Consider the following 25,278-nt stretch of genomic DNA (forward strand, 5'->3'; position numbering starts at 1 on the left):
CCATAAGGGCTTCACTGAGGACGTTTACGGCGAAGAAGAAAAGGACCCCAAACCTCGAAAGAAGACCATCAATAATGCATTACCCAATAGGTACAGCATCTCGTGTTGATAGCTCTTACCAGTACCCATGACTGGCGGCATGCCTCCGTTGTTATCTCGGAAGTCAGTCAGTTGTCACTTCGTTTTAAGCCCAGCTTGGCTTTAATTTAATTAAGGGCTAGTCCTCCCTGTATACGGGTGGGACCACTTCTCCCTGTATAAGGGTGGGACCTGGCTTTTTCCTGTATACGGGTGGGACCACAATTCCCCCGTCAGTAGCAAGGGTGATTGTGAGGCTCGATGTCTAACTCACATGGGCCGAAAACCGTTATGACCACTCGTGCATTGCATAGCAAGCCAATGAGCCTTAGAACGTATCTTTCCTATCAACTTCTCCATGCCTCGTGTCAAGTGGGAAACAATGACTGACGAGAGTCAAGCCATGGTCAAAAAGGTTGGGCTTATAAGCATCGTTGGAGTCATCCTTCTGGCTTTCAGCAAGATGATTTTTCCTTTGGTCTTGCTCGGTGGTGGTGGTTATGTCGCATGGCGTGCTCTCAACAAGAAGTGAGCAATAGAAGAGGTCACTAGTAAGAGCAAAGACCTGCATTCATGCAAGGAAACTAGCTTTTATAGTCCAACACAATTTGGATGCAAAATACTGGGCTTTTTGGGGTTTTTACATTGAATTGCAGCGAGTGAGAAACAATAGTCTTCTGACCGTGCAAATGATTGGTTTGTCGTCATTGCAAGCGGAAATTATTTCATTTTATCTTCTTTGATAATCTTCTGCAAGGAGAGCAACTTGCCTTGTTCTTCGTCTCCAATCACTGCATGAACGATTGTCCCGTTGGCTAGTTGGAAGTCTTCGGTAATTATTGAATCTGGATCAACCTCTAGCTGAATCTTTTCGCCTTCTAGCAGCATATAAGTATGACGATTCATCTATTTGCCTGACTTTCAGCTCACTCTGGCTCTTGATGAGCAGAGTGCTTAGAAGCATTACATAAATTAAGGTGTGTTCATCTTGTACTTATTTCTCTTGGCGTGGAGTCTCTTCTTCGGTTATTGAATCATCTCTTCTTTCTGCAATCCCATAACCAGAGGATCAAGGAGGAAATAAAGAGATAAAGAATGGTGTTCTCATCGGCAAAGTCAGGCAAGAAAAATTCAAAAGCAAATATGACCACTACATCTGCAAGCAAATACCATAATAAGGAGCGGAAGTTAAGGTCCATCGCTGTAACGGAGCTTGTTCATCTTATGCCTACCTTGTAGGGCAGACACCTATCTTCCTGTAGGCATCCCTGACCGCTCCTTCTGTATAGATAACCCACCGCTCTGCGTGCATCTTTGGCAGGCTTTAACTGCATCGATAGGGTATGGCTGCCTAACACTTGCTAGCGCTTGACTGAGAGCCTATCAGTCTCCGTGGAGACCACATCCGAATGATGACTGTGAACATTATATGGCTGACCTTCTAACAGTCTTTGGTTTTGCACCCATTTCAAAGCTCGTCATTTCCCTTGATCTCTTGCGTGGGTCTATCCGCTCATAGTGTTTCATCAAGGTCTTCACATCGTGTCCTGCTGCCTTAGTAATCAGGAAGATGTCCTTACCTGCTAGCAAGCTGTCCTCGATGAACGTAGACCTCATCGAGTAGATCGTGTATGGCTCATCACTGAAAATGTGACCCTTAAACTTCTTACCAATCACGTCTCTAATCTCTATCCACAGTTGCTTGTAGCGGCTGTAGGTCAATGTGTTGCCTTGGTTGTAAGGACATTCCCACACCAAGCTGTTCGGGTTGACCTCATAGGTGTATCCATTCTCCTGTGACCAGTTCTGCTGGAACTTCAACCACCTCTCAAAGATATAGACACAGTTGCAACTGCTTATCCTTGACTGTCCTGTCTTGGCTGACTTCAAGACAACGTGAGCAATCTCATGGCTAACTTTTCCTAGTTCATCAAGGTTGTCCTCATCAATAGGTAGACCCATAGATATCATCTCTTGGATTCTGTCCTTCTGCGCTGTCTTGCTGAACCTGCCTATGTCTTCATACTCAATATCTTTCCAACGCAGCTTCAGTAGCTCCTCAGGTCTGGCTCCCGTGCTCTTAGACACAAGCATCCAGTTCCAGAACATAGTTCTAGACCAATAGCCTTTCCTGTATTTGGCTGCTTGACTTCGCCATTCTTTGCGGACATAGTTGACGATTGTGTCCCAGTCATCAGCGTTAATAGCAGGGTTAGCTTGCAAGTCCTCTGCTCGTACCTTTGGATAGACAATAAATCTTTTATCTGTTGCTATCTCAGCTTTGATTAGCTTGTGTGGAAGTAAGTAGTGACTAACCCATTTCTTTATCTGTTGTAGTTCTTTGCTCAGGGTCAAGGCAGTCACACCCTCGCTGTTCTTCAAGACACCGTGTCGACCCTTTGCTCTGCTTTGTCTCCAAACCACATAGTTCTGAAACGTCTCTATGTGTATGTCTGATGTCTTTGTAATCCTGTTCTCTTCAAAGAAAGGCAAGACAAGTTTGTAGATAACAGCTTCTGCTACGTCATAGGTCCCATCACTTATCTGCTTTGCTCTGACCTGTGAGCTGAGGTGCTTCAGGTAGTCCTGTATGACCTTCTTCACTCCTCTTGCTGAGGTTGTTGTGGATGGTGTTGTCGTAGCTGCTGTAGGTGCTTCTATTGGTGCTACACGCAGTGCTGAGTAGGCATCGACAGCTTCTAGCTGTGCTGCTTCAACAGTTGATGCTGTGAGTTTTCTTGTTCTGTAGCTCTTTGTTCCTGTAATCAGTTCTCGGTAGTAGAACGTGGAAGGGTCTCGCTCATATGCAATGACCTCTGCTCTCCCGCTGAGAACCTTCGCCTTGGAGTGGATTTTGGGCATTTTTCAGTTGGACAAAAGTCTGACTTTGTCGAACCCTCATTGCAAGATAGCTGTTGTAGAAAAGGATGTCTCTGATGAAGAGCATCCCGACAGCGTTTTCCCTGCTGGTGGCTGAACACCGCAGGCTGCTCCTAACGCCGGATCGCCTGGCTGATTCTGGATCGGTCCTGCTCAAGACCGAAGAGCAGCACTACCTCCGCAGAGTGTTGCGTTTGCGCTGTGGCGACCGGGTGGATGTCATCGATGGTTGCGGTCGTCTCTCAGTCGCAACACTGCTGGAATCCAACCTGATTGAGATCGACCCGACCGCGCTGCACATTGAGGCGCCGCCTCAACCTCAGCTTGGTTTGGCCGTGGCCTTGATGCGGCGGGGGATGGATGAGGTGATCCGCATGGCCTGTGAGCTCGGCATTGATCGAATTCAGCCCCTCCGATGCGAGCGCTGTGTTCCCCAGGCCGAACATCGACCGGAGCGCTGGGCCACGATCATTCGTGAAGCGGTGGAGCAGTGCGAGCGGTTGTGGATGCCGCAGCTGCTTGCTGTGGAGGAGTTATCCCAATGGATGGGAGATGACCAAGGCCAGCGTCTGGTGGGGGTGACCCGTGAGACAGAACCTCCGGCGTTGAATCAATGGTTGATCCAAAAGGGCGATCCCCTTCAACTCACGTGGTTGGTGATTGGTCCGGAAGGAGGATGGACGGCAGCGGAGAAAAGCTTGATTACCGAAGCAAGAGTTCATCCCATCCAGATGGGATCAACCATCCTGCGCAGTTCCACAGCGGCGGTTGCGGGTGCTGTGGAACTGGTGCGTTGGCGAGATGGTCTAATCAGCTCTTGAATAGATCTTGGGCAATTCCTCGGAAGGATTTCAGAGCGGCTCCGGGGCGACGGCTGCGCTGGCGCAATCCGCCACCTGGGGCGAGGTTGCTAGGAGCGAAAGTTGTGTAAGCAACGGCAGGACGTGATGCGTCCGCTGCGGCGAGTTCCGCTGCGATAGCTTCCGCAGTGGTCATCCCAGATGAGGACTGAGGACGGTCTTCACCCTTGGGTTCAGCAACAGCCTTGGCAACAGGAGCAGCTTTGGGCTCAGCAACAGGCTTGGCCTCAGCAACTGCCTTAGGAGCAGGAGCGGCCTTGGCAACAGGAGCAGAAGCAGCGGCTGTTGGCTTGGGAGCCTCCAGCTTGGTGGTTGCTACCGAGGGCTCAGATGTTGCTTGCTTGTCCTGGGCAGCCTCTTCCTTAGGCACCTCAAGGGTGGCCGGAGCGGCGGCGTCATCCAGGGTGAGGAAAAAGCCCTTGTTTCTGTTGAACACCATCCGGTCGACCAGAGAACGAACGGATCCGATTCTCCCTCTGCCAAGCCCGAAGGCAGGACATGCTTAGGGCACTGCAACACGGTGTGATGTCTGGACTCTGGATTCAGGCCCTGGTGGTGAACACGTTCTTGATTGCTTTGGCGCAGCGAACACCCTTGCTCACCCGCAGTGGCTGGGTTCATGCTGCAGCGCTAGGCACGATCCTTTGGGGTTGTCTTGGTTGGTCGGGCTGGCTTGCCGTTGTGGCCTATCTCAGCCTGGGAACTCTGGTCACCAAGATCGGTTTTCAGAACAAGCAGATCCGGGGCCTCGCCGAAGCCCGCGGTGGCCAGCGCGGGCCTGAAAATGTCTGGGGTTCGGCAGCGGTTGGGGCGTTCCTGGCGTTGCTCATCGGTGCCGGTGTCGAGCCCCGCGCGCTGCTGATGGTTGGTTTTGCCGCAAGTTTCGCCGCCAAACTCGCCGATACCTTTGGCAGCGAGATCGGCAAACGCTTCGGTCGCACCACGGTTTTGATCACTAGCCTGCGCCCCGTTCCTCCGGGAACTGAGGGGGCCATCAGCCTCGAGGGAACGCTGGCGAGTGCCGTCGGCAGCATTGTGATGACCCTCGTGATGCTGGCGCTTCAGCTGCTTCCCTCTTGGCCCTTGGCTGGGCTGGTGATGGTGGTTGGTCTGCTGGCCACCCTTGCCGAAAGTCTGCTTGGCGCCCTGGTGCAGGATCGCGTGGCCTGGTTGAGCAATGAGCTGGTCAATGCTCTCCAGACCCTGCTGGCCGCTCTCCTGGCCATGTTGCTGATGGCGCTTTGATCAGCTTGTCTGGATGGGCATCAGACCATCGCGTCGCGCCCATTGCCGCAGGAGGGCCAGTCCCTCTTTGAGCTGCTGACGCAAGGTCGAACGGCTGCAATTGAACGCCTGAGCAAGATCCTTGATGCTCTGGCCATCGATCAGGTGAGCCTGCAACACCTTGCCCGGCATGCCGTCCACTTGGTGCAGAACGCTTTTTAACCAGCTCAGTTGCTCATCCTCTTCGATGGGGCTTGCTGGTTCGATCGCGCTGAGTGTTAGATCAACGATGTGGCAGGCCCGTTGGCTGTTCACTGCAGCGGCCCAGCGTTCAGGGCGTACAGACAGTTCTGCGGCAAGAGCCTGATCACTGAGGGGAGGTTCCTGGTTCTGTTCGCGATCGCGTTGAATCTTCATCCCTGCGGCGTACAGATCCCGCAACCTCCAGGGAATTCGGATCGTTCGAGATCGATCGCGGCGGTAATGAAGGATCTGACCTGTGGCTCGAGAAAGGAGATAGCTGCTGGGTCGGATGCCCCGTTGTGGATCAAACAGATCAAGACCTCGAATCAACCCAAACCGCGACTCCTGAATGAGGTCGTCAAATTCTTCAGGCCCGCGTTGCTGTTGGCGGCGGGCCGCGCAGTGGGCCAGACCGAGGTGTTCAAGGATCTGTTGATTTCGCCGCGCAATGAAGGGGGGCAGCACGCGGCGGGATTCCTGCCGCAGGTGACGTTGTGAAATCAAGGGATCAGTGCAACTGATCCAACGGTTCAATGCTTCGCTTTCAACCGGTCGCCCCTTTGGTGCCGCAATTCGGCACTTTCGTGCCGGATCATGGGTGCAACGGTTTTGGACGGATGGACTGGCAACCAGATGCGCTGGCAGCCCTCAAAAAAGATGTTCCTTTCTTCGTGCGTCCTGCTGTCCGCAAACGCGTTGAGGCGATGGCGAATTCAGAAGGACGCTCTGACATTGATCTGAGCTTTTACCAGTCCGCAAAGCAGGCGATGGCGCCAAGCTGAGTTTCAGGATGGCTCCAGATCGCAACGTCGAAGCTCTGGCTGGGTGAGCCTGTCAATAATCCGTGCCATATCAACGGCAGTTAGTTCACCGTTGTCGTCCCACTTGAGTGTGGTTTTGCGCTGGGCAGGGTGATGGCCGGAAGCGCGTTCTGCAGAGCGGTCAGGTCCCAAGTCTGATCACCAATGTCAGGAGGCTCACACATTAGTCGTTCTCGTGGGGGTCGTTTACATGGTGATAGGTGTTGATGTGTTACGTGGAGCGAGTCCGGCCCATTGGCGTAACGGCGCCCACTGATCCAGGCGCTGGTCCAGCCAGCGGTGTCCTTCGGCGTTGAGATGAATCCCATCGGGTTCCATCCAGGTCAACCAGTCGGGCTCCTCCTGCATCTCCTGATGCACGGGCAGGAAGGGAACATCCGCCTCGCGACATTGTTCCGCCAAGGCTGCTTCTGTCGCTGCGATCTGCCGATTGCTGTACCAGAGGCAGCCGGCAAAAGGCATGACGTGCTCATCCACTGCGGTGAGGCCCAGAACAAAGACCTGAATCTCCCGCTTCATTTCACCGAGGAGCTGGCTGATGCCGAAGGCATAGGCATCCACCTCTAGCTGCGGTCTGCCGTCGATCCGACCAACTCTGGCTGTGTCATTGAGCCCAACACTGAGCAGTAGCCCGCCAGGTGTCTGTCGGCGCAGTTCACCGCGACAAGACCACTCGCTCCGCCAACGGGACGCGACGCGTTCCAATCCGTCTCCGCGTACGCCCAGTGGATAGACGACTGGAGCAGCAGGCAGATTCATCCAGCGCATGCGAAGCCTCTGACACCAGCCGCCCTCCTCTCGGTCCCCCCATCCATGCACCCCACTGTCCCCCAACACGATCAACTGACGGGGGGCTTTGTTTGAACTGCTCATAACGCCATGGCTCGGCTGTTCCAGCTCCCCTGAAGACGTTCGCCCAGGCTCTCACCCAGCAGCGTGAGCACAGCAGATGTCAGCACGATCCAAAACACCAACCACCAGTGAAAGGAACTGAGGGCTTCCATCAGTTGCCAGCCAAGGCCGGCTCCCCCGACGAGTCCGATGATTGCGGTGTCGCGCAGGATCACATCGATTCGGTAAATCGCATAAGTGAGGTAAGGGCGGCTGACATCAGCCAGCGGTCCATAGAGCCAGCTAACCCGTGGGGAAGCGCCGCAGGACTTCAGCGTCTGGGCGGAACGCAACCCTGTGTTTCGAATGTCGTCCATCAGCACCCGTCCCATCACACCGCTGTGGTGAAGCCCAAGGGCCAGCCCTGCAAGGGCCAGACTCGGTTTGGCCAACATCAGCAACAGAAGTGCTGTGAGCGGGGCCGGGAGTAGTCGCAACGCTCCCCACAGCAACTCCTGGATCCGGAGGCTGGTCTGAGCAGGCCAAACCAGAAGCAGCAGAGGAGGCAAGCCCGTGGCAATGCAACCGGCGATCAGAGTGATCCATAACGTTGATGCAATCACCGCTGGCCAAGAGATCTCAAGGGCAGCACTCAGGCCTTGCGACCCATCCATCACGTTGGCGAAGAGCACAGACCACTGGCCGACAGGCCATGACAGCTGCAGATCCAGGTGTGTGCCCCAGGCGATGGCGATCAAAGGGCTCAGCACTGGAATGATCAGCATCCGCGACCAGCCACGCAGCATTCGAAGGCAACGATCGAGAATCACCATGGCGATGGCCAGCAACCACAGGCCACTCCACATCTCCTGAAACTGGAGCGAGCGCAGGCTGAGGCTGAGGTCCGTACCCAAGCCACCGAGGCCGAACACGCCAAGAATGAGTGCTGAGCGAAGCGCGCAGTCGAGGCGGTGGCCAACGTGGTTGCAAAGCGGCTGCGCCAGGGGAGGAACAAGCCCCGTGAGGATGACGGCCCATGGTGCGGCGCCGCTGCCCTTGAGCACGGGGAGGGCAGGGGAGACATGACAGTCCACCTGATCAGCAATCACACGCGCCATCAGCACCGTGTAAGGAATGGCGATAGCGCAGACAGCAACCCAGCCATTCAGCCCGAACACCTGGAGCAACAACAGCCCCCAAATCAGTTCATGAACAGCTCGCAGGGGGGCCAGGCAGCGACGAAGAAGCACTGCTGGCCAGCTCACACCCGTCACAATCTCCGAAACGGTGATGGAGGAGAGGAGACCGAGTCCCACGCCGAGAACACTGCTGATTCCCCACGACAGCAACGCGATGACCAGGGTGATTTGAAGACCGTTCAGCAAGCTTCCCAACACAACGGGATCGAGTGACGGATGCACCGCTGCAGCCGCGAACTCCTGCAGAAGAGGCAGCCCTCCGCCATGACCGTCCCTGAACAGCACAGCCACGATGCCAAGCAGGCTCAGGCCAGGTAGCAGTGGGATCAGCGGCAGCGCCGGTTTCAGGGTGATGCGTACAGCCATTCCATCTGATCACGATGAATCGTCTCCGGGGCCGCATCGATCACCAAGGCACCATGACGAAGCCCCAAAACCCGATCAAATCGATGAATTAGATCGGGGCGATGCAGGCTGATCAGGCACGCCGGTAAAAGCAGAAGAGTGTTGAGGACATCGTCCGCAAGGGTGGGATCGAGAGCCGAAAGGGGCTCGTCAGCCAAAACCATTTCAGGCAGCTGACGCAGCAAGCGGGCCAGGGCTACCCGTTGGCGCTGACCTCCCGAAAGCTCTCGAACGGGCTGATTTAAGAGTGAGGCATCCAGTTTGACCTGGTTCATCACCTCGAGACAGCAGTCCTGTTCGAGGGGACCCATCAAGTTTCGAAGAGCCCAGAGCAGACCATGGCGTCCGAGGGCTCCACTGTTGATGTTCTGGATGACACTCAGTTCCTCCACCAGGCGAAGGTCCTGCCAGAGCGTGCCGATGCGCCGCTGTTGCCGCCGCGACAGGTGTTGATGGGGTTGCCCACACCAGTGCACCGATCCAGCATCGGGTCTCAAGGCCCCGTTGCAGAGCTTCAAGAGAGTGGTTTTGCCGGCGCCACTGGCACCGAGCAAAACCACCCGCTCATCCGCGCGAAGCGTCAATGTGATCGGTTGGAGCCGTTGACCCAGGCAGGCTTGGGTCAGCTCCAGCAGAGCCGTCAACGGATCTTGCCGAGCTGCCGACCCACAGTTTCGATCATCACGTAGTCGCCGTCCTCAGCAGGGATAAAGCGTTCAGCACCGAACAACTCCAGAATCGCGGCACCATTTTCTGTCTCTGCCGATAGCTCCAACAACGTGGATTGCAGGTTGTCTGTGAAGCCATCGCCAAAGCGAGCATCAAGATCGGGGCGCACAACCCAGTGGTAATCCACGTAGGGCGGTGTCCTCCAGATCACCTTCACCTTGTCGGGGTCAACACGACCGTCCTTCACATTGCTGCGCCAGACCTGCTCATTCAAGGCACCTACCTCATAGGCACCGCTCTGCACTACGGCAATCGTGGCGTCATGGCTACCGCTAAAGCCGGGAGCTCCTCCCGCGAGATCGTCAGGTTTTACGCCGTTTTCCCCCATGAAGTACTGGGGCATCAGGCGGCCTGAGGTGGAACTCTCTGAACCGAAAGCCAGGCGGCGTCCTTTCAGCTCAACCAGTTGGTCTGCACTGGTAAAGGGGCGTAAACCACTTGCGCCATTGGCGATGAACACGCTGGTGAATTCGGCATCTATATCCCGTTGTGCCAACACGCGAGCGCCAGGCGTCTGAAGCCTTGCTTGCACGCCGGTGAGTCCGCCGAACCACACCAGATCAAGGCTGCCGGTGCGGAAGGCGCTGACCGCCGCTGCGTAATTACTGACCGGTGCATAACGAACGGGAACCTCCAGCTTTTCGCTGAGTTCTTCCGACAAGCTGCCGTACAGACGGTTTAGTTTTTCAGGATTCTGGTCGGGAATAGCACCGATCCACAGCACGGTTTCCCCACTCGTTTGTTGGAGCGAGCTGCAGCTGGTCACACTGGCCGCGATGGCCAGGCCACTGATCAGTCTGGTGGCGATCACGGCCCGCTGTTCTCGAACAGACATACAGAGGTCGTAGAGGATCAGAGTGGGTCAGATGGCACTGAGCAGTCGCTTCAGACGCTTCAGACCATCGTTGATCGTCTCATCCGATACGGCACACGACAGACGGATGCAACGGTCGTCGCCGAAGGCGAGGCCTGGGACGACAGCCAGGCCTTCCTGTTCGAGGGCTTGGCGACAAAACTCCATGGAATCCGGTGCCCCGTCGGGCAGGCGCGGGAAGGCATAAAAGGCACCCTGCGGAGGAGTCAATGTGATGCCATCCAGCGCTACTAGTCCTTCTGTGAGCAACGTGCGCCGATGGTTGTAACTGATCGCCATCTCTCGAACGCAGTCCCTGGATCCCTCAATCGCAGCCAAGGCACCCCGTTGGGCAAAGCTGCACACATTGCTGGTGCTCTGGCTCTGAAGTGCTGAGGCGGCCTTGATGACGGCTGCATCACCGGCGAGGTATCCCAGGCGCCAGCCCGTCATGGCCCAGCCTTTGGCAAAACCATTCACGGTGAAACAACGATCGCGGATCTCCTCGGCAATTGCAGCAAAGCTGCAGTGCTGTTGGCCGTCAGCCAGGAGATATTCATAGATCTCATCGCTCATCACCATCAGCTGGGGGTGACGGGCCACAAGTTCGGCGAGAGCCTCGAGCTCGGCCCGTGGCATCACCTGACCGCTGGGGTTTCCGGGTGAATTGATCACCAGAAGACGGCTGCGGGTGGTGATTTGCTGCTCCAGCAAGTCGAGATCCAGGTGGAATCCCTCATCAGCTTTCGTGGGGATGATGGTTGTGCTGGCACCAGCCAGGGCAGCCATCTCCGGGTAGCTCAGCCAGTAAGGAGCAGAGAGCAGCACCTCATCGCCGGGATTGAGCAGAACCTGGAACAGGTTGTAGATCGCCTGCTTCCCGCCGTTGGTAATCAGAACCTGCTCAGGTTGGGTTGGAATCTCGTTTTCAACAGTCAGTTTGTGTGCGAGCGCGGCACGTAGATCTGGATCGCCCGATGCAGGGCCGTACCGGGTGAAGCCTGATGCGAGTGCCCGCTGTGCTGCTTCAACAATGAATGGGGGTGTGTTGAAGTCCGGTTCTCCTGCACTAAGGCTGCAGATGTCTTTGCCGCTGTCGCGGAGCGCTTTGGCCTTGGCACTGATCTCCAGCGTCAAGGACGGTTTCAGGGCCACGGCCCGATCGGAAAGTTCTGGCGGGCGTGGCATCAGTAACGCACCTCCCCGCGGCGCGTTTAAAACGACATCATCCTGCCTCAAATGGTGTCGCAGACAACCTTGATGTCACCGCACAAATGAACGCGATGCAGATCAGTTGGGTTCTGGCCGCTGATGACACCGGCAACCTTGGCCGCTTTTACAGCGACTTGTTTCAGGCCAGGTTGATTCCTGGGATGGCAGACCACCACTGCGTCGTTGAGTTTGGCAATGGAACCCGGCTTGAGATCTACAGGCCCTCGCGCAAGCGCTCTTTTCCCACGCGTGGGCGTGCGTTGGCTCCCTGTTTACGTTTGGATCCATCGCGAGATCCGCTGCCTGAGCTTCAAAGTCTTCTCAGCACGGCCCTTGAGCGTGGTGGATCACTTCTGGAGGAAGCGCGGGTCGAAGCCTTTGGTGCCGAGGCCTGGATCAAGGATCCTGAGGGCAATCCACTGTTGCTGCTGGCTCCCTTGGCCTCTGCTGATTCGATGTCATGACCGGTTCAAGCCTGGAGAATTGCCACCTCTGCACGGCCTGTGAACTGGCCAGCACGCGCCAGACAGTCGTCATCAGTCGCGGCAATCCAAACGCTGATCTGATGCTGATTGGTGAAGCCCCAGGAGCTCAGGAAGATGACCAGGGCATCCCTTTTGTAGGTCGCTCCGGTCGTGCGCTTGATCAATTGCTACGGGAGGTGGACCTTGACCCCTCCTGTGATTTGTACATCTGCAATGCCATCAAGTGCAGACCGCCGAATAACCGGCGACCGAAGAAAGCAGAGCTGGCCGCCTGCCGTCCGTGGCTGAATCTTCAACTTGAGGCCATGAACCCCAAAGTGATTGTGCTCACCGGAGCAACCGCTGTGGAAGCAATCCTCGGGATCAAAGGAGGCATGACCCAGTTACGCGGCCAGTGGCAGAGCTGGAATGGACGGGCTGTGATGCCGATTTTTCACCCTTCGTATCTTCTGCGGAATCCCTCCAAAGCTGCAGGTGCTCCCCTAGATCTGACCCGACAGGATCTCGCCGCGGTTCGTCATCGCCTGTGCGAGCCTTGGACTGCTTCCAACTCAGCTCCATGACTGCCCTGGATCGGCGTTACGACACCAAGATCCACCGCCGTGTAACTCGCACCGTGATGGTGGGGGATGTGCCTGTGGGAAGTGAGCACCCGATCGTGGTGCAGTCGATGATCAATGAGGACACTCTCGATATTGAGGGGTCGGTTGCCGGGATCTTGCGACTTGTAGAGGCCGGCTGCGAAATCGTTCGGGTGACCACCCCTTCCATTGGTCATGCCAAAGCCATGGCCAAGATCCGGGCTTCGCTGAGGGCGCAGGGTTGCACGGTTCCCCTTGTGGCCGATGTTCACCACAACGGCATCAAGATCGCCCTGGAAGTCGCCAAGCATGTCGACAAGGTTCGAATCAATCCAGGTCTTTTTGTTTTCGATAAACCCGATCCAGACCGGCAGGAGTTCACCAAGGAAGAGTTCGAGGCCATTGGTGCGCGCATCCGCGAGACCTTTGAACCCCTGGTCACCCTGCTGCGGGATCAGAACAAAGCCCTGAGAATCGGGGTCAATCACGGCTCCCTTGCCGAGCGGATGCTCTTCACCTACGGGGACACCCCTGAGGGAATGGTCGAATCAGCGATGGAATTCGTTCGGATTTGCCATGAGCTTGATTTCCACAACATCGTGATCTCGATGAAGGCCTCGCGAGCTCCGGTGATGCTTGCGGCCTATCGGCTGATGGCAGACACCATGGACAAGGAAGGCTTCAATTACCCATTGCATCTGGGGGTAACGGAAGCCGGAGATGGAGATTACGGAAGGATCAAGAGCACGGCGGGGATCGCCACTTTGTTGGCGGATGGTCTCGGCGACACCTTGCGGGTCTCGCTCACGGAATCACCAGAAAAGGAAATTCCTGTCTGTTACTCGATCCTCCAGTCCCTGGGACTGCGCAAAACCATGGTCGAGTACGTGGCCTGCCCCAGTTGTGGTCGCACCTTGTTCAATCTGGAGGAGGTGTTGCACAAAGTGCGGGATGCGACCCAGCATCTGCAGGGTCTTGATATCGCCGTGATGGGATGCATCGTCAACGGCCCTGGAGAAATGGCTGATGCGGACTATGGCTATGTCGGCAAAGGGCCCGGAACCATCGCTCTTTATCGCGGTCGCGAAGAAATCGGCAAGGTTCCGGAAGCTGATGGCGTTGAGGCTCTGATCCAGTTGATCAAAGAAGACGGTCGCTGGGTTGAGCCCGCCTGATCTCGTTAGGCTAGAGAGTAAGCATGGAGACGAAATGACTCGAGGTCGCTTTTTGGAGTCATTTCTTCGTTCAACACCCCTTCTGCTTTTGCTCGGAGTTGGTGGCATTACTACGGCTGTTACGTTCAGCAAACCGGGCTTTTCGCTTCCTTACTCATACCAACTTGACTCGATCACTGACAGTCCCAAAGAGGTAATTGATCAGGTCTGGCAAATAGTTTATCGCGATTACCTCGACTCTTCAGGTGATTTCAACGAGAACAGCTGGAGAAAATTACGTTCTGATTTGCTGAGTAAATCCTACCTGGGAACCACTGAGTCTTATGAGGCCATCCGAGGAATGCTCTCAAGCCTTGATGATCCATACACCCGTTTTATGGATCCAAAAGAATTCAAAGAGATGCAGATTGACACATCCGGAGAACTATTAGGTGTTGGGATTCAGCTCAGTCTCGACAAAGAAACCAAGGAACTCGTTGTTGTTTCGCCGATTGAAGGTACACCTGCTTCTCGGGCCGGCGTTCAATCCAAGGACGTGATTGTCACAATCGATGGGGTGTCTACGGAAGGGATGTCGACTGGAGATGCCGTAAAACTAATTCGCGGACCTGAGGGAACGAGTGTCGTGCTGGGTCTTCGTCGAGATGGTGATGTTATTGATTTTTCACTTGAACGTGCACGCATTGAGATTAATGCAGTAGAAAGCTCGTTAAACAATTCTCCCAAAGGTTACAAGGTTGGTTATATTCGTCTCAAGCAGTTCAATGCTAAGGCGTCTCGCGAAATGGGCACTGCTATTAAAGAATTAGAGAACTCTGACGCTGATGGTTATGTTCTTGATCTGCGCAGTAATCCTGGTGGACTTCTCGAAGCAAGTGTGGAAATAACGCGTCAATGGCTTAATGAAGGAATTATTGTTAGCACCAAAACTCGTGAAGGCATACGTGATGTCAGGCGTGCCACAGGCAGCGCCTTAACAGATAAACCTCTTGTGATTTTAATTGACCAGGGTTCAGCGAGTGCGAGTGAAATTGTTTCAGGCGCACTTCAAGATAATGGTCGCGCCATATTGGTTGGTGCCAAAACATACGGAAAAGGCGTAGTTCAAGCAGTTCGTGGACTTGCTGACGGCTCGGGCATGACTGTAACGGTTGCTAAATATCTAACTCCGAATGGAACGGACATTCACAAGTTTGGGATCAAACCTGATATTGAAGCCCTCGTCAAGAAAAAGGAAATCGAGAATTTCAAAATCGAGGACCTGGGTACAGAAAAAGATTCACAATACGTACAAGCCATCACTGCGTTGACTGAACGAATTTCTCTCTCAGAAGTTGGAACAACATTCCAGCCCGGAAAAACAAATCTGAGTTACGCCCTGCAGTAAGTCAGGAGATTGGCTGCATTAAGCCACCACCGCCACCACCGTTGGAGTCGTCATCGTCGGACGCTCCAGGTTGGAACAGTGCATAGACACCGAGTGCAGTGGCACAGAAAACGCCGCTGATCAGTTCCAGAGAGACGCCACCGGCACCGATTTCGACGAATTCACCCATGTTCAACGGTTTGCGATGCAGCCATTGTAACGAAGAATTGCGTGGTTGGTAACGTTTTTCTCAGAATTGACTTGAGGCCTCAGACCTCAACTACTTCCGCGTTCTTGGCACTCAGCTCCTCTTGGCGCTGCGCCTCGGTTTTGCCATCGGCATCGGGAATCTGGGCCGCCATCAATCGAAGCCACTCCATCAGCTGTTCGAGTTGCTTCTCCATGGGCAGCACTCCGAGACCACGGGCCATCACTTTGTGTTGGATGCCACTGCCGGCCTGATAGACCAAACGGCCATGCAAATGCTGGGGTAATCCCTGGCGTAGCAAGCGGAATGCCGGTTCTTCCATGGGGGTCTCGAACACCACGTTGGGTTTTTCCGGTTTGATCCTGGAAAAGCCGCAGCGCTTCGCCAGAAGCTTGAGTTCCATCAACTGGAGAAGAGATACAACTGCAGCGGGCAGTGCCCCATAGCGATCGGCCCAACCCGCGGCAAGTTCCACGAGAGCTTCGGCCGTTAGGCAATCAGCAGCAGCTCGGTAGGCAGCGATTTTCTCGTCGGGGTCGGTGATCCAGTCGGCAGGTACGAAGGCGGTCACCGGAAGATCCACCTGGGTGTCATCAACACTGGGAATGTCCTGCCCCTGAATTTCGGCCAGCGATTCCTGCAGCATTTCCATGTAGAGATCAAAGCCGATGGTTTCCATCTGGCCGCTTTGCTGCACACCGAGCAGATTGCCCACCCCACGGATCTCCATATCCCTCATGGCGAGCTGATAGCCACTCCCCAGCTGGGCAAACTCCTGGATGGCGCGCAGTCGTTGACGCGCGTTATCGCTCAGCGAGGAGTTTCCGGGATAAAACAGCCAAGCGTGGGCCTGAATTCCACTGCGACCAACGCGGCCCCGCAGTTGATACAGCTGGGCCAAGCCAAAACGGTGTGCGTCCTCAATCAGGATTGTGTTGACGCGAGGGATATCCAGGCCACTTTCAACAATGGTGGTGCAAAGCATCACATCGGCTTCGCCGGCATTGAAAGCCACCATGGCGCTTTCCAGCTCGCCCTCGGCCATCTGGCCATGGGCCACCAGCAGTTTCAGGCCCGGCAGCATGTCTCTTAGGCCAGCGGCCACCTCTTCGATTCCTTCCACACGGGGAACCACGTAAAACACCTGTCCTCCCCGATCCAGTTCCTGGCGGATGGCGCTTCGTATGGCTTCAGGATCGAGTGAGGCCAAGTGCGTTTTGATCGGGCGACGCAATGGTGGTGGCGTCGTGATCAGGCTCATCTCCCGAACCCCCGAAAGACTCATGTACAGCGTTCTGGGGATTGGCGTTGCCGACAACGTGAGAACGTCCACGTCCTTCCGCAACACTTTGATTTTTTCCTTCTGGTTGACCCCGAAACGCTGTTCTTCGTCCACCACAAGTAGGCCTAGTTGTTGGAAGGCGGCTCCTTTGCTCAACAACTGATGCGTTCCCACCACCGCATCGATGGTTCCTTGCTTGAGTCCGTCCAGAATGTTTTTTCGCTCCGATGCTGTGCGGAAGCGATTCAACAGCGCCACCTTGATCGGATAGGGCGCAAAGCGTTCCGACAACGTCCGCCAATGCTGTTGGGCTAACACCGTTGTCGGCGCAAGCATTGCCACCTGCTTCCCGGCGGTGATTGCCTTGAAGATTGCGCGGATAGCGACTTCCGTCTTGCCGAAACCAACATCACCACACACAAGCCGGTCCATCGGCTCCTCTTTCTCCATGTCCCGTTTCACGTCGGTTGTGGCTTTCAGCTGATCTGGCGTTGGTTCGTAGGGAAATGAGTCCTCCATCTCCACTTGCCAGGGGCCATCTGTTGGGAACGCAAAACCAGCTGCTTGCTGCCGTTCCGCGTATAGCTTCACCAGGTCAAGGGCAACCTTGCGAACCGCCTTCTTCGCCCGTTCCTTGGCTTTGTTCCAGGCGCTGCCACCCATGCGGTTGAGCTGAGGCGGCGTTTCACTTGTGGCGCGATATCGACCAAGGCTCCCTAGCTGATCGGCTGCGACGCGGAGAATTCCGTCGGCGTACTGAACCACGAGGTAGTCGCGAATGTCACCGGACATCGCCAGTTTTTCCAGGGCTTTGAACCGTCCAATTCCATGGTTCCGGTGCACGACAAAATCCCCGGGTCGCATCTTGTTGGGGTCGACGGTGCGGCTGGCCGCCTTGCGTCGACGACGGACGTACCCACTCGAACTCAGACTTTGCTGTCCGAAGAATTCACGGTCTGTCACCAGTGCAATCCGCCAAGCCGGCAGCTGCAGCCCCTCCAGTTCTGCAGTCCCCCTCACTTTCAAAGCAACGGGTGTGTTCTGCTCAATCAGTCGCGAGATGGCGTTGGTATCTCCGGCGTTTGGAACAAATCGACTGATGCAGTCGTGCTCTTCCAGCAAGGCAACAGCTCGACTTGGCTGAGCGGAGATCAACCAAACAGCTGTGCGCTCGGTCTGAAACCCCTTGATCAGTTCTCCGAGCTTCCCGAATTGGTTGGGATAGGCCGGGACGGGGCGGCTGGCGAGATCGAAACTGTTGGGGTGCTGGTCGACCTCCAGCAGTTCTTCCATGTCGAAGCTATGGAAGATCTCGGTCAACCCATATGCGGCGTCGATGTTGCGGTGCAGAACTGCAGGCCAGATCTGTTCGCGCTCGGATTCATTCAGCCCTGCCTCAACAGCCATTTCAAGGTGATGCTCTTCAACGTGAGCAAGCCACTGCTGGCCGTGGGCTACTCCATGGCGACGTTCGTCAATGACGATTGTTGTGGTGTCGGGGATGTAGTCGAGCAGGGAGGCTGGTTGCTCCCAGGCCAGTCCCATCAGCCGACGCATGCCTTCTGGTGTGCCACCGTCGAGAAGTTGTTCTGTGGCTTGATCCCCGAGGAGTCGCTCCAATCCATCAGGCATCAACGTGCGCAGCTGATCGGCAACAAGTGGTCCGAACCCCGTTGGAGTCAGTCGAAGAGCATCGACTGCATCCAGTGACCGTTGACTTGCTGGGTCGAATTCACGCAGCTTGTCGAGTTCTTCGCCGAAAAACTCAAGCCGTACAGGCAGCTCACTGCTCACCGGGAAGATATCGACAATGTCGCCCCGACGGCTCCAGCTTCCTTCCTGCTCGATTGTTGTGACTCTCTCGTAGCCGAGCTGGGCCAACGTTTCGCCCAGTTCTTCCAGATCGACTTCATCGCCCTTACGAAGCGTGCGAGTCGTGCTTTTCAGCGCATCTGGAGGGGGGAGATGAGGCTGGAGACAGCGTTCCGTTGCCACGATTGCCCATGACGATGCATCGGGATCACCCAACAGATCACTGAGAACTTGGAGTTGTCCCCAGATAATTTCGCTTGTGGGATCAAAGGGTTCGTAGGGAGAACCTTCGCTGGTGGGATACAGGCTTGCCTGTTTCCAGCCCATCAACTCCAGAAGCGCCGTCCAACGCCCTGCTTCCTCCAGCGTCGGGACCACCACCAGTAGAGGCGTGCCTCGACGTTGGGCGAGTGCGCTGGAGACCAGTGCACGGCTGCAACGGCCTGCCCCGCGCATCAACAGACGATCTGCGCGGCTTGAGCGCTCATCGAGCTCACCGGTGAGTGCAGTTTCCCGCAACTTGGTCACCAGAGAACGGAGCGGCATGGAGGAGATCTCGGTAATCCCTGATCTTCGCAATAAGGTGCGATGAGCTGCGTTCCACCGGTCGATGCCGCGCTATCGATGCCCGTCGTGCTGTTGTGGTCCAGCGATTGTTCTGCACCCCTCGAAGGGGGTTACTCCGGTTTGTTCAAGCTGCGCGACACCCTTACAGCGTCAACCGCTGGTGCGTCCAATCCCCCTGCTTGTGCTGCTCACTGTGGGAGGAGTACTCGTCGCTTCATCCATACCCATCATGTTCAACCCCCAACCACTTCCGAGATCCAGATCAGAGAAGCTGGCCTAGCGCCAGGTTTTCGGTTCAATAAAGGATTAATAGTGCATTCATGACCCTCGGCCGTTTTCTGATCCTGTTTGTGATCGGGCTTGTGCTCGCGATAACGATTCCCCAACTGAGCTGGCTGTATTGGGTTCTTGCAGTGTCTGCGCTGTTGGTTCTGCTGCAACTGATCCGCTCCTGACATTCATGAGCCCTGATCTCTGAGAAACCTCGAAGCAGGGTTGATCGACCCGGCTGAGCTCTGTGTCTAAGACCGGTTGTTCGTCTCAGCTCAGGACAACCAGCCAGCGTCAACTGAGAAGGTCAAAACGGCGTGAGCATCACGATCACCATCCTTGGTGATCGCAATACAGGCCAGCTGACCATCGTCAAAGCACGATTTTGACTTAAGCACAAATTTTGCAGCGTCACTGTGGGACCAAACCGGCAAACCCTGTTGGTGCGCTTCATCGTTGTAGATGTCCCAAAGTTCAGCAAACCGTTCTGCTTCAGAACCATGCATAAACTCATCGAGAGCTTCATCGGCTCCAACCTCACGGAAGCGCTCAAGAAATGAGCGCATCAAAGGTTCGTCAATCACATTGCTTGTGGCAATAGCACCGGTAATGCCTCGTACAGACGTCCGAACCATGCGGCTTGGATGGTTCCTTGCGTCAATGATGACTACAGGACACTGAAGGTCCCAGGTGCTTCGGTTTCTAAGCTCGCGACCTGCTTCGGACATATCGTCCCGAAGCTCAGTTATCAACTGTCGTACAAGAAGCTTGTGCTCTTCCATGCCTAACCATAACGCCAAGCAACCCATAAAAAGTTAACAAGGTAACGATTAAAATAAGCTGTGATGTTAAATTGGGAGATAAGACCGAATATGGTTGTTCTTGTTCATCGCACAGTGACGGGTTATACAGCTCTCGGCGCTGATTGCGACGAACTAGTTTTAAACTGCATCCCATCCACATCGCTTGGGCTAGCTACTGCTCATCATTGGCTCCTATGATTAAATTCAGAAATGCGTAAATCTGTTCGATTCAGCCGACACTTCTTGAGTCTTTCCGTGTTGTCGCTGATCCCGATAGGAGTCAGCAATTTCGTTCAGGCTGGACAATGTCAAAGCTATGAAGCGGCTTATAATATTGAGGCAAAAATGGGAGAAGGATTTTCGCTCGAGCAAGCAATAGCAAGTGTCATAAAGCAGGATTACTCAGATGGCTCTCCTGCATGTTTTTCTGAAATCAAGAAAGAAATCGGACAAATGCCCTACGCTTTCCCACTTATTCATCGCGCTCTCTACAAGACAACGCGTCGACAATGACTCCTGGGATCAAGCGAATCACCATTGTTCATCAGTATGTCCTGATTGAGTCGAATGATAAAAGGCGGGCAATTTAAGCTTCGCAGATTATCTCAACCAGTCCAAACTATTCAAGCGGTAACACGTCGAAATTCTATCGAAATAAACGCATCAACTGTTCATGTCAAATCCTCTGCATTTCTAAAAGCTTGCGAGGTGTTGAACATCCTTTCATCAAGTCAAAGCATGATGTATAATTTGTTGAGTCGAAGTTCAGACCATCGCAGAGTCGATAACGACAAGAGCAAGTGGCCAGAAATCCAAGCATCTGGAAAAGGCCGCCGAATATTACCTTCGAGCGAAAGAGTTTATCGAAGTTAATGAAGATTGGCAGTCATGTGGGTCCATGATCCTCAAGGCGCTTGCTGAAGAAAGGAAGTCTGAAAACACAGGCTTGCAGGTTATGAACGTTATTAAATATCAAAAACCTAAAACGAAACTTGAGTTCAGTTTTCGCAGTTGATACCTGCTTCAAGGTGGAGTTGCTTTGAAGAGAATTCTCCTATTGAATCAACGCAATTAATTTGCATCCGAAACTAAACATTCAGCGCCAGACTTGATCACTAAAGCTGGCCTCAGCAAGAGCTCTGAAAACCTCTTGCTTCTTTTCCAAAAGGAACTGCTGTTCTGCAGGGTCTCCGCCACGCCAATACATCAGTGCGTCACATGTGGTTTTGTATTCCAGGCGCAATGCGATGAGATTATAGGAAAAGTGCGCAACAGCTTCGTCCATAACATTCTAGATTTTTCATATCTTACGAAGGAAGTTAAATGCTTGACGTATCAACGGATGCTGTAATTAGTCACCGCATTGCCGTAGGTTTGGCTTATTGTTCAATCCTGCATTGATGCTTCCACTTCAACATTAGTTTGATAAACAGAAATTTCCTGCGGAAATAGAATTGGTTTCCAATCTAGATGAAATCACAGGGGTAGAGGCAATACAACTAAATCTCTATTATCAATGGCCATCGGCAATGATCGACATTATGGAATGAAGCATTGGCCGAGGTTAGGGAATTGGGCTAAGTTATCGCTTTTTTACTTTGTCTCGATGTTTAAAATTGATGCAGAACCTTTTCTTGAATATGCGTTTTACTCGTAGTTGATTTACGCATGAATCCTTGGTCCCAAAAAACTTATTTACCGGCATGTATAGCCACTACCTCCTGTTCTGTAATAAAGACAAGCTACGTATTCAGTAGATCACTGCAATTGGTATGCCATTAGCTACCGAAAGGGGCCATTTCACCTTTCAGAAACGGTGCATGGGAAATAGCCGGAATGCGCAGAGTGTTTAGATGACTCACTCTTCCGCAAACGGCATGAACGCCGTATCAGCCCCTGCCGCAAATCTGTTTTAAGCCAGTGAATGGAAGCATTCCTGGGTCTCAATACTTATTTTATTGGAAGAGGTCGAGAAGCATTCAGGACCCATGAGTTGCTGTTCCGAAAGCCTGTCGTTTCAAACGGATGCCAGTAAAATCTGAATTAGAAATGGCTGGAACGTTAGTTGTGAAGCTGGTCCGCTAGGTGGTGCGGTGGATGCAGGCCATGGAATTGGGTACATGCCTGTATCGCTCCAACAGAGTCGGACCCAACTGCTCTGGGTGCGAAGAGCATGTCGCGTTTCTGGAGCAGACGGTAAGAGTTTCTGAGATGAGCTAGAAACTCTTACTAGAAGGTGTGCTGATTCAATACTCGGTCAAAAAAAACTATAGAAACCACGGCTGAGCGGTTGCCTGGATCTGGTTTGGATGGAACTTTGTACTTCTAGAAAAGGATTGATGATTTGATCTGAGCGAATACTGATCATCAGTCGCAGTCGTAGCTGCTTTTGCGGCTGGTTGTCAGTGAATGTTGCGTGGCCGACGGTGATGCAACACCGGAGCGATTCGGCCACATCATCACCTTGATTGGGATAAGAGTATCTGCCTATACAGCACTTAATTTCTTAAGGAAGAACGGACTTGACCCCCAGCAGAAGCGAAGGTCAAATCACAGCTCTCGTCGGGCATCGCTCTGCCCGGCTTTCAGGTCCGACTAGCGACCCGACGCCTTGATAATGGTCCGAAAATCACGCGGATGTAGTGCCATGGTGAGCACTTTCCCGACATCCACAAATTGACGGCTACTTCTCTGATTTCTGGTAGGGCTAGATGGGCTAGATGATGGCATTGCTGGGCGCCTCCAGCACGTCAACACGATCGCTCTTAATGCAGAGCATGTGACGACTGGTGATCGGAAATCGCAATCCATGCTGATTTTGACGATACGTGTCAATAGAGCTCATTACCGTGATGTCTCACTTGCAGGGCAAGAGGAGGCTGCTTTCTCAGTTACTTCGATGAGCTGAGCGTCTGCTCCTCCAAGAGCATGTTGAATTGAAGCAGCTGTTCATCACTGAGCTGCTGGCGACTTGTCGAGCCAAGATGTTGTTGCAGAAATGCACGAGCCTGATCTGAGTTCCAGCCAAGCTGCTTCAACATCGAATCTCCCTGGTTGAGCATGTCTCCACGGCGGATTGGCGCCGGGGCCGTGGAAGCATCATCGTTGGCTTCAATCAACTTGAGCTGACGCAGATAGGCGACCAAATCGGCGTAGCGCGTGAGTTTGTGGCGGCTGCCAAGGCCAAATGCTCGCGTGAGGTACGTCTGCTCCTGCTCTCGGGTCCAACCGATGCGTCTGATTTCGAGGTCGATGGCGGTGAGTTCGTCGCTCCAATCATCAGGATCTGTCGGTGTTTCCGATGGTGGATCTGCAGTTTCGGGAATCTCTGGAGTGGCAGAAGGGGCAGGAAGAACAGGCTCAGGCGCCTCAATCTTCCTTGGCCGCTCTACAGAGACATGCTCTGCTGCCTTTGGGCTTTCGTTGGCTTGGGGACTGACAGAAACCTGTTCCAGTCGTTGTGGAGGACTGATATGAAGCCTGGTGTTGAGGCGTTGTAACGCCCTTTCCTCAGCTTCTTCAGCAGTGGCTGCCTCGCCAAGGGCGCTGCCCAAAACAGCCTCGTCAGTCCATGCCTCAACCCTCACGATGCATCGCAGGGTGTCGACGTGACACAGCTCGGCCCGGATCTGCATCGCAATGGAACAGCGCTCGCACTTTCTAGGCTGCCGCAATGGACATCACTTCGCTCCCCTCGCTTTCGGATTTCTTTGAAGGTGCCGACCAGTGGGGAGAGATTTTTGCTCTGCTCCCCGTGCTGGTGCTTCTGGAGCTGATCCTTTCGGCTGACAATGCCGTCGCTCTTGCTGCCATTGCCCGTAGTAGTCGTCAGCCAGAGCAAGAGCGACTGGCGCTCAACTTGGGTATAGGCATCGCTCTGCTGTTGCGAATCGCCCTGATTGTTGTCGCCCAATGGGTTTTACAAAATACGTGGGTTCAGCTCTTCGCCGCTGCCTATCTGGTTTGGCTTGTGCTGGATCACTTCAAGAGCCGATCACACGATTCCGCCTCCGCTTTGGATGCCGATGGGTCTGATCGCAGTCAAAGACCCTTTCTCAAGACCGTTCTGCTTCTGGCCTTCACTGATCTTGCCTTCTCCATCGACAGTGTTGCCGCTGCGGTGGCAATCAGTGATCAAATCCTGCTGATCAGTGCAGGCGCCTTTATCGGGATCGTGGCTTTGCGCTTCACATCCGCCTTATTCATTCGCTGGCTTGACCTGTATCCACGTCTTGAAACAGCTGGTTTCCTTGCCGTTGCTTTCGTTGCCTTTAGGTTGATCGTTCACGTCATCGTTCCAGACTTGAATCAACCCGATTGGTTCACACTGCTGGTTGTGTTGGTTTTGTTTGCTTGGGGAATGTCTATCCGAACCAGTGATCTCGATCAAGACGAAAGCCATGCTTGTTGAACTTCGCCATGTCAGTGGTGATTATTTAATCAACCGCGTTGATATTGAGGACCCACCACATCCTGGACGATGGCTCGTTGTCAAGGACGAATCATTCCTAGTGATGCAACGTCGCCACCGCTACGCCCTGCGCAACGGGCGCTATGTCATGGCGTCAGTGGCCTTAATGGTTAAACCTCAAGCTCGTCCTGCTGATGCAACGCCCTGGCGGCACGGATGGGTCATCGGCGACCCGAACTGTCGTTTCAATGCACGCAGCCCTTTGTTGCGCTGCGCTGTGTGGCCCGAAGGACCCTGTGAAAGCTGCAGTCATCATGAACGTCGCTGACCAATGAACGCTGAATGGCTCACTGGGCGTCTCTGCGCTGGCCATGGTGTCGCTTCCGGAACAAGCACCGAATCTCCTTATCCGGATGGAACGATTCGAATGCAAACTCCTGTATTCATGGCATTAGGTCTCGACCTGACTGACTGTTACTTCGGCACGTTGAATGTTGACTTTTCACCCCTAGAAGTGTCACTTTCGAGTCCAGATCACCTGTTCGAGAAAGTGCGGTGGACAGAGCTCCATCCTCCTGAGACGTTCTCATTCTGGAGTGTGCAAATCAAGGCAAGAGAAGCTGAAGTTGTCAGCGGATGGATTTATTGCCCCCATCCCGAAACAAAGCAACGCCACTGGCAACCTCCAACAACATTGGAGCTGGTTGCACCTCGATTAAGTGGCGTGAATGAAGGTTGCACAATTCATCTTCTCGATGAACGCGGACGTATCAAACTCGTTAACACGATTCGGCTGCGTGCTCGGTTGCTTGAATTTCTCAAATTTAGAGTTCTCGCGTCTCAGCAAACATTCTTTGAGGCCGACAGCTTGTTGAAACGGCAGCAATGGCTCTCCAGCGTGTTCCCCGAAGCCCTTCAACTTTCCGCACAGGATCTCGATCGGGTCTGGGCTCAAGCGCGTTCGTTGTACACGGAATCCTGAA

General features: G+C 54.1%; 28 protein-coding genes. 13 read left to right on the forward strand and 15 right to left on the reverse strand.

All coding sequences use genetic code 11. The annotated features are described in order from the left end of the window. Positions 1–436: 436 nt before the first annotated feature. Positions 437–610, forward strand: a complete 174-nt coding sequence (locus tag FZZ88_RS08210; RefSeq protein ID WP_166016488.1) for a hypothetical protein — start codon at positions 437–439, stop codon at positions 608–610. Between the two features lie 188 nt (positions 611–798). Here FZZ88_RS08210 and FZZ88_RS08215 read toward each other — a convergent pair whose 3' ends face one another. Together FZZ88_RS08215 and FZZ88_RS08220 are read right to left on the reverse strand one after the other, a co-directional pair. Then, a complete protein-coding gene (locus FZZ88_RS08215) occupies positions 799–984 on the reverse strand; it encodes a hypothetical protein (RefSeq protein ID WP_166016489.1) in 186 nt (61 codons plus the stop codon). A gap of 519 nt (positions 985–1,503) precedes the next feature. After that, positions 1,504–2,940, reverse strand: a complete 1,437-nt coding sequence (locus FZZ88_RS08220) for a site-specific integrase (protein WP_166016490.1) — start codon at positions 2,938–2,940, stop codon at positions 1,504–1,506. Between the two features lie 74 nt (positions 2,941–3,014). On the opposite strand from FZZ88_RS08220, the gene FZZ88_RS08225 reads away from it, so the two are divergent. After that, positions 3,015–3,779, forward strand: coding sequence for a 16S rRNA (uracil(1498)-N(3))-methyltransferase (locus FZZ88_RS08225; protein ID WP_206339074.1), 765 nt, complete (start codon positions 3,015–3,017; stop codon positions 3,777–3,779). Here FZZ88_RS08225 and FZZ88_RS08230 read toward each other — a convergent pair. Then, positions 3,769–4,257: a hypothetical protein gene (locus FZZ88_RS08230; RefSeq protein ID WP_166016491.1), complete on the reverse strand. Its 489-nt coding sequence runs from the start codon at positions 4,255–4,257 to the stop codon at positions 3,769–3,771. The two genes, FZZ88_RS08225 and FZZ88_RS08230, sit on opposite strands and share 11 nt — an antisense overlap. An 86-nt stretch (positions 4,258–4,343) precedes the next feature. Here FZZ88_RS08230 and FZZ88_RS08235 point away from each other — a divergent pair, with 86 nt between their 5' ends. Continuing rightward, positions 4,344–5,063, forward strand: coding sequence for a TIGR00297 family protein (locus tag FZZ88_RS08235; protein WP_166016492.1), 720 nt, complete (start codon positions 4,344–4,346; stop codon positions 5,061–5,063). On the opposite strand, the gene FZZ88_RS08240 is transcribed toward FZZ88_RS08235, so the two are convergent. Next, complete coding sequence (locus FZZ88_RS08240; protein WP_166016493.1) at positions 5,064–5,789, reverse strand: sigma-70 family RNA polymerase sigma factor; 726 nt, start codon at positions 5,787–5,789, stop codon at positions 5,064–5,066. 59 nt (positions 5,790–5,848) lie between these two features. Here FZZ88_RS08240 and FZZ88_RS08245 point away from each other — a divergent pair, with 59 nt between their 5' ends. Further along, positions 5,849–6,067: a PCP reductase family protein gene (locus tag FZZ88_RS08245; RefSeq protein ID WP_370520000.1), complete on the forward strand. Its 219-nt coding sequence runs from the start codon at positions 5,849–5,851 to the stop codon at positions 6,065–6,067. A gap of 3 nt (positions 6,068–6,070) precedes the next feature. Here the strand turns inward: FZZ88_RS08245 and FZZ88_RS08250 are convergent, their stop codons facing one another. Genes FZZ88_RS08250 through FZZ88_RS08275 form a run of 6 tightly spaced genes read right to left on the reverse strand, consistent with a single transcriptional unit; the run spans position 6,071 to position 11,311 of the window. Further along, entirely contained in the window at positions 6,071–6,238 is a 168-nt protein-coding gene (locus FZZ88_RS08250; RefSeq protein ID WP_166016494.1) for a hypothetical protein, read from the reverse strand. A 54-nt stretch (positions 6,239–6,292) separates the two neighbouring features. Next, positions 6,293–6,979 carry a GDSL-type esterase/lipase family protein gene (locus FZZ88_RS08255; protein WP_166016495.1) on the reverse strand — a complete coding sequence of 229 codons (687 nt, stop codon included), beginning with the start codon at positions 6,977–6,979 and terminating at the stop codon, positions 6,293–6,295. Continuing rightward, positions 6,976–8,502 (reverse strand): ABC transporter permease, encoded by a 1,527-nt coding sequence (locus FZZ88_RS08260; RefSeq protein WP_166016496.1) that lies wholly within the window; start codon positions 8,500–8,502, stop codon positions 6,976–6,978. Before FZZ88_RS08260 ends, FZZ88_RS08255 begins: the two co-directional genes overlap by 4 nt. Then, positions 8,481–9,185, reverse strand: coding sequence for a phosphonate ABC transporter ATP-binding protein (locus FZZ88_RS08265; RefSeq protein WP_166016497.1), 705 nt, complete (start codon positions 9,183–9,185; stop codon positions 8,481–8,483). The genes FZZ88_RS08260 and FZZ88_RS08265 overlap by 22 nt, the downstream gene beginning before the upstream one ends. Next, the gene (locus tag FZZ88_RS08270; protein WP_166016498.1) at positions 9,182–10,105 is read right to left on the reverse strand and encodes a putative selenate ABC transporter substrate-binding protein; all 924 of its coding nucleotides are present in this window, start codon (positions 10,103–10,105) and stop codon (positions 9,182–9,184) included. Before FZZ88_RS08270 ends, FZZ88_RS08265 begins: the two co-directional genes overlap by 4 nt. 27 nt (positions 10,106–10,132) lie before the next feature. Continuing rightward, a complete protein-coding gene (locus FZZ88_RS08275) occupies positions 10,133–11,311 on the reverse strand; it encodes a pyridoxal phosphate-dependent aminotransferase (protein WP_166016499.1) in 1,179 nt (392 codons plus the stop codon). A gap of 95 nt (positions 11,312–11,406) precedes the next feature. Here FZZ88_RS08275 and FZZ88_RS08280 point away from each other — a divergent pair, with 95 nt between their 5' ends. The 4 genes from FZZ88_RS08280 to FZZ88_RS08295 are packed head-to-tail and all read left to right on the forward strand — an operon-like array spanning position 11,407 to position 14,963. Then, the gene (locus FZZ88_RS08280) at positions 11,407–11,799 is read left to right on the forward strand and encodes a VOC family protein (RefSeq protein ID WP_226423611.1); all 393 of its coding nucleotides are present in this window, start codon (positions 11,407–11,409) and stop codon (positions 11,797–11,799) included. After that, positions 11,796–12,383: a uracil-DNA glycosylase gene (locus FZZ88_RS08285; protein ID WP_166016501.1), complete on the forward strand. Its 588-nt coding sequence runs from the start codon at positions 11,796–11,798 to the stop codon at positions 12,381–12,383. Before FZZ88_RS08280 ends, FZZ88_RS08285 begins: the two co-directional genes overlap by 4 nt. Next, positions 12,380–13,576 (forward strand): (E)-4-hydroxy-3-methylbut-2-enyl-diphosphate synthase, encoded by a 1,197-nt coding sequence (ispG, locus tag FZZ88_RS08290; RefSeq protein WP_166016502.1) that lies wholly within the window; start codon positions 12,380–12,382, stop codon positions 13,574–13,576. Before FZZ88_RS08285 ends, ispG begins: the two co-directional genes overlap by 4 nt. A 34-nt stretch (positions 13,577–13,610) precedes the next feature. Beyond that, positions 13,611–14,963 (forward strand): S41 family peptidase, encoded by a 1,353-nt coding sequence (locus FZZ88_RS08295; RefSeq protein WP_166016503.1) that lies wholly within the window; start codon positions 13,611–13,613, stop codon positions 14,961–14,963. 1 nt (position 14,964) lies between these two features. Here the strand turns inward: FZZ88_RS08295 and FZZ88_RS08300 are convergent, their stop codons facing one another. Together FZZ88_RS08300 and mfd are read right to left on the reverse strand one after the other, a co-directional pair. Then, positions 14,965–15,132 (reverse strand): hypothetical protein, encoded by a 168-nt coding sequence (locus FZZ88_RS08300; protein WP_006849887.1) that lies wholly within the window; start codon positions 15,130–15,132, stop codon positions 14,965–14,967. A 79-nt stretch (positions 15,133–15,211) separates the two neighbouring features. Further along, entirely contained in the window at positions 15,212–18,790 is a 3,579-nt protein-coding gene (gene mfd, locus FZZ88_RS08305) for a transcription-repair coupling factor (RefSeq protein ID WP_166016504.1), read from the reverse strand. Positions 18,791–19,131: 341 nt separating this feature from the next. Between mfd and FZZ88_RS12160 the strand changes: the two genes are divergently transcribed. After that, a complete protein-coding gene (locus tag FZZ88_RS12160) occupies positions 19,132–19,266 on the forward strand; it encodes a hypothetical protein (protein WP_255453052.1) in 135 nt (44 codons plus the stop codon). Between the two features lie 90 nt (positions 19,267–19,356). Here the strand turns inward: FZZ88_RS12160 and FZZ88_RS08310 are convergent, their stop codons facing one another. Continuing rightward, positions 19,357–19,809, reverse strand: coding sequence for a hypothetical protein (locus tag FZZ88_RS08310; protein WP_226423612.1), 453 nt, complete (start codon positions 19,807–19,809; stop codon positions 19,357–19,359). Between the two features lie 333 nt (positions 19,810–20,142). On the opposite strand from FZZ88_RS08310, the gene FZZ88_RS08315 reads away from it, so the two are divergent. Then, complete coding sequence (locus FZZ88_RS08315; protein WP_166016506.1) at positions 20,143–20,397, forward strand: hypothetical protein; 255 nt, start codon at positions 20,143–20,145, stop codon at positions 20,395–20,397. Positions 20,398–20,980: 583 nt separating this feature from the next. Here the strand turns inward: FZZ88_RS08315 and FZZ88_RS08320 are convergent. Continuing rightward, positions 20,981–21,169, reverse strand: a complete 189-nt coding sequence (locus FZZ88_RS08320; RefSeq protein WP_166016507.1) for a hypothetical protein — start codon at positions 21,167–21,169, stop codon at positions 20,981–20,983. 1,606 nt (positions 21,170–22,775) lie between these two features. Then, on the reverse strand, positions 22,776–23,519 hold the full coding sequence (locus FZZ88_RS08325) for a hypothetical protein (RefSeq protein WP_166016508.1): 744 nt from the start codon (positions 23,517–23,519) through the stop codon (positions 22,776–22,778). A 38-nt stretch (positions 23,520–23,557) separates the two neighbouring features. Between FZZ88_RS08325 and FZZ88_RS08330 the strand changes: the two genes are divergently transcribed. Genes FZZ88_RS08330 through FZZ88_RS08340 form a run of 3 tightly spaced genes read left to right on the forward strand, consistent with a single transcriptional unit; the run spans position 23,558 to position 25,277 of the window. Next, positions 23,558–24,295 (forward strand): DUF475 domain-containing protein, encoded by a 738-nt coding sequence (locus FZZ88_RS08330; protein ID WP_166016509.1) that lies wholly within the window; start codon positions 23,558–23,560, stop codon positions 24,293–24,295. Beyond that, positions 24,285–24,623, forward strand: a complete 339-nt coding sequence (locus tag FZZ88_RS08335) for a DUF6464 family protein (RefSeq protein WP_166016510.1) — start codon at positions 24,285–24,287, stop codon at positions 24,621–24,623. Before FZZ88_RS08330 ends, FZZ88_RS08335 begins: the two co-directional genes overlap by 11 nt. Positions 24,624–24,626: 3 nt before the next feature. Continuing rightward, the gene (locus tag FZZ88_RS08340; RefSeq protein WP_166016511.1) at positions 24,627–25,277 is read left to right on the forward strand and encodes a hypothetical protein; all 651 of its coding nucleotides are present in this window, start codon (positions 24,627–24,629) and stop codon (positions 25,275–25,277) included. Position 25,278 lies beyond the last annotated feature (1 nt).

This window comes from Synechococcus sp. PH41509 (assembly GCF_020514285.1).
In the GTDB taxonomy this organism is placed as follows: domain Bacteria; phylum Cyanobacteriota; class Cyanobacteriia; order PCC-6307; family Cyanobiaceae; genus Parasynechococcus.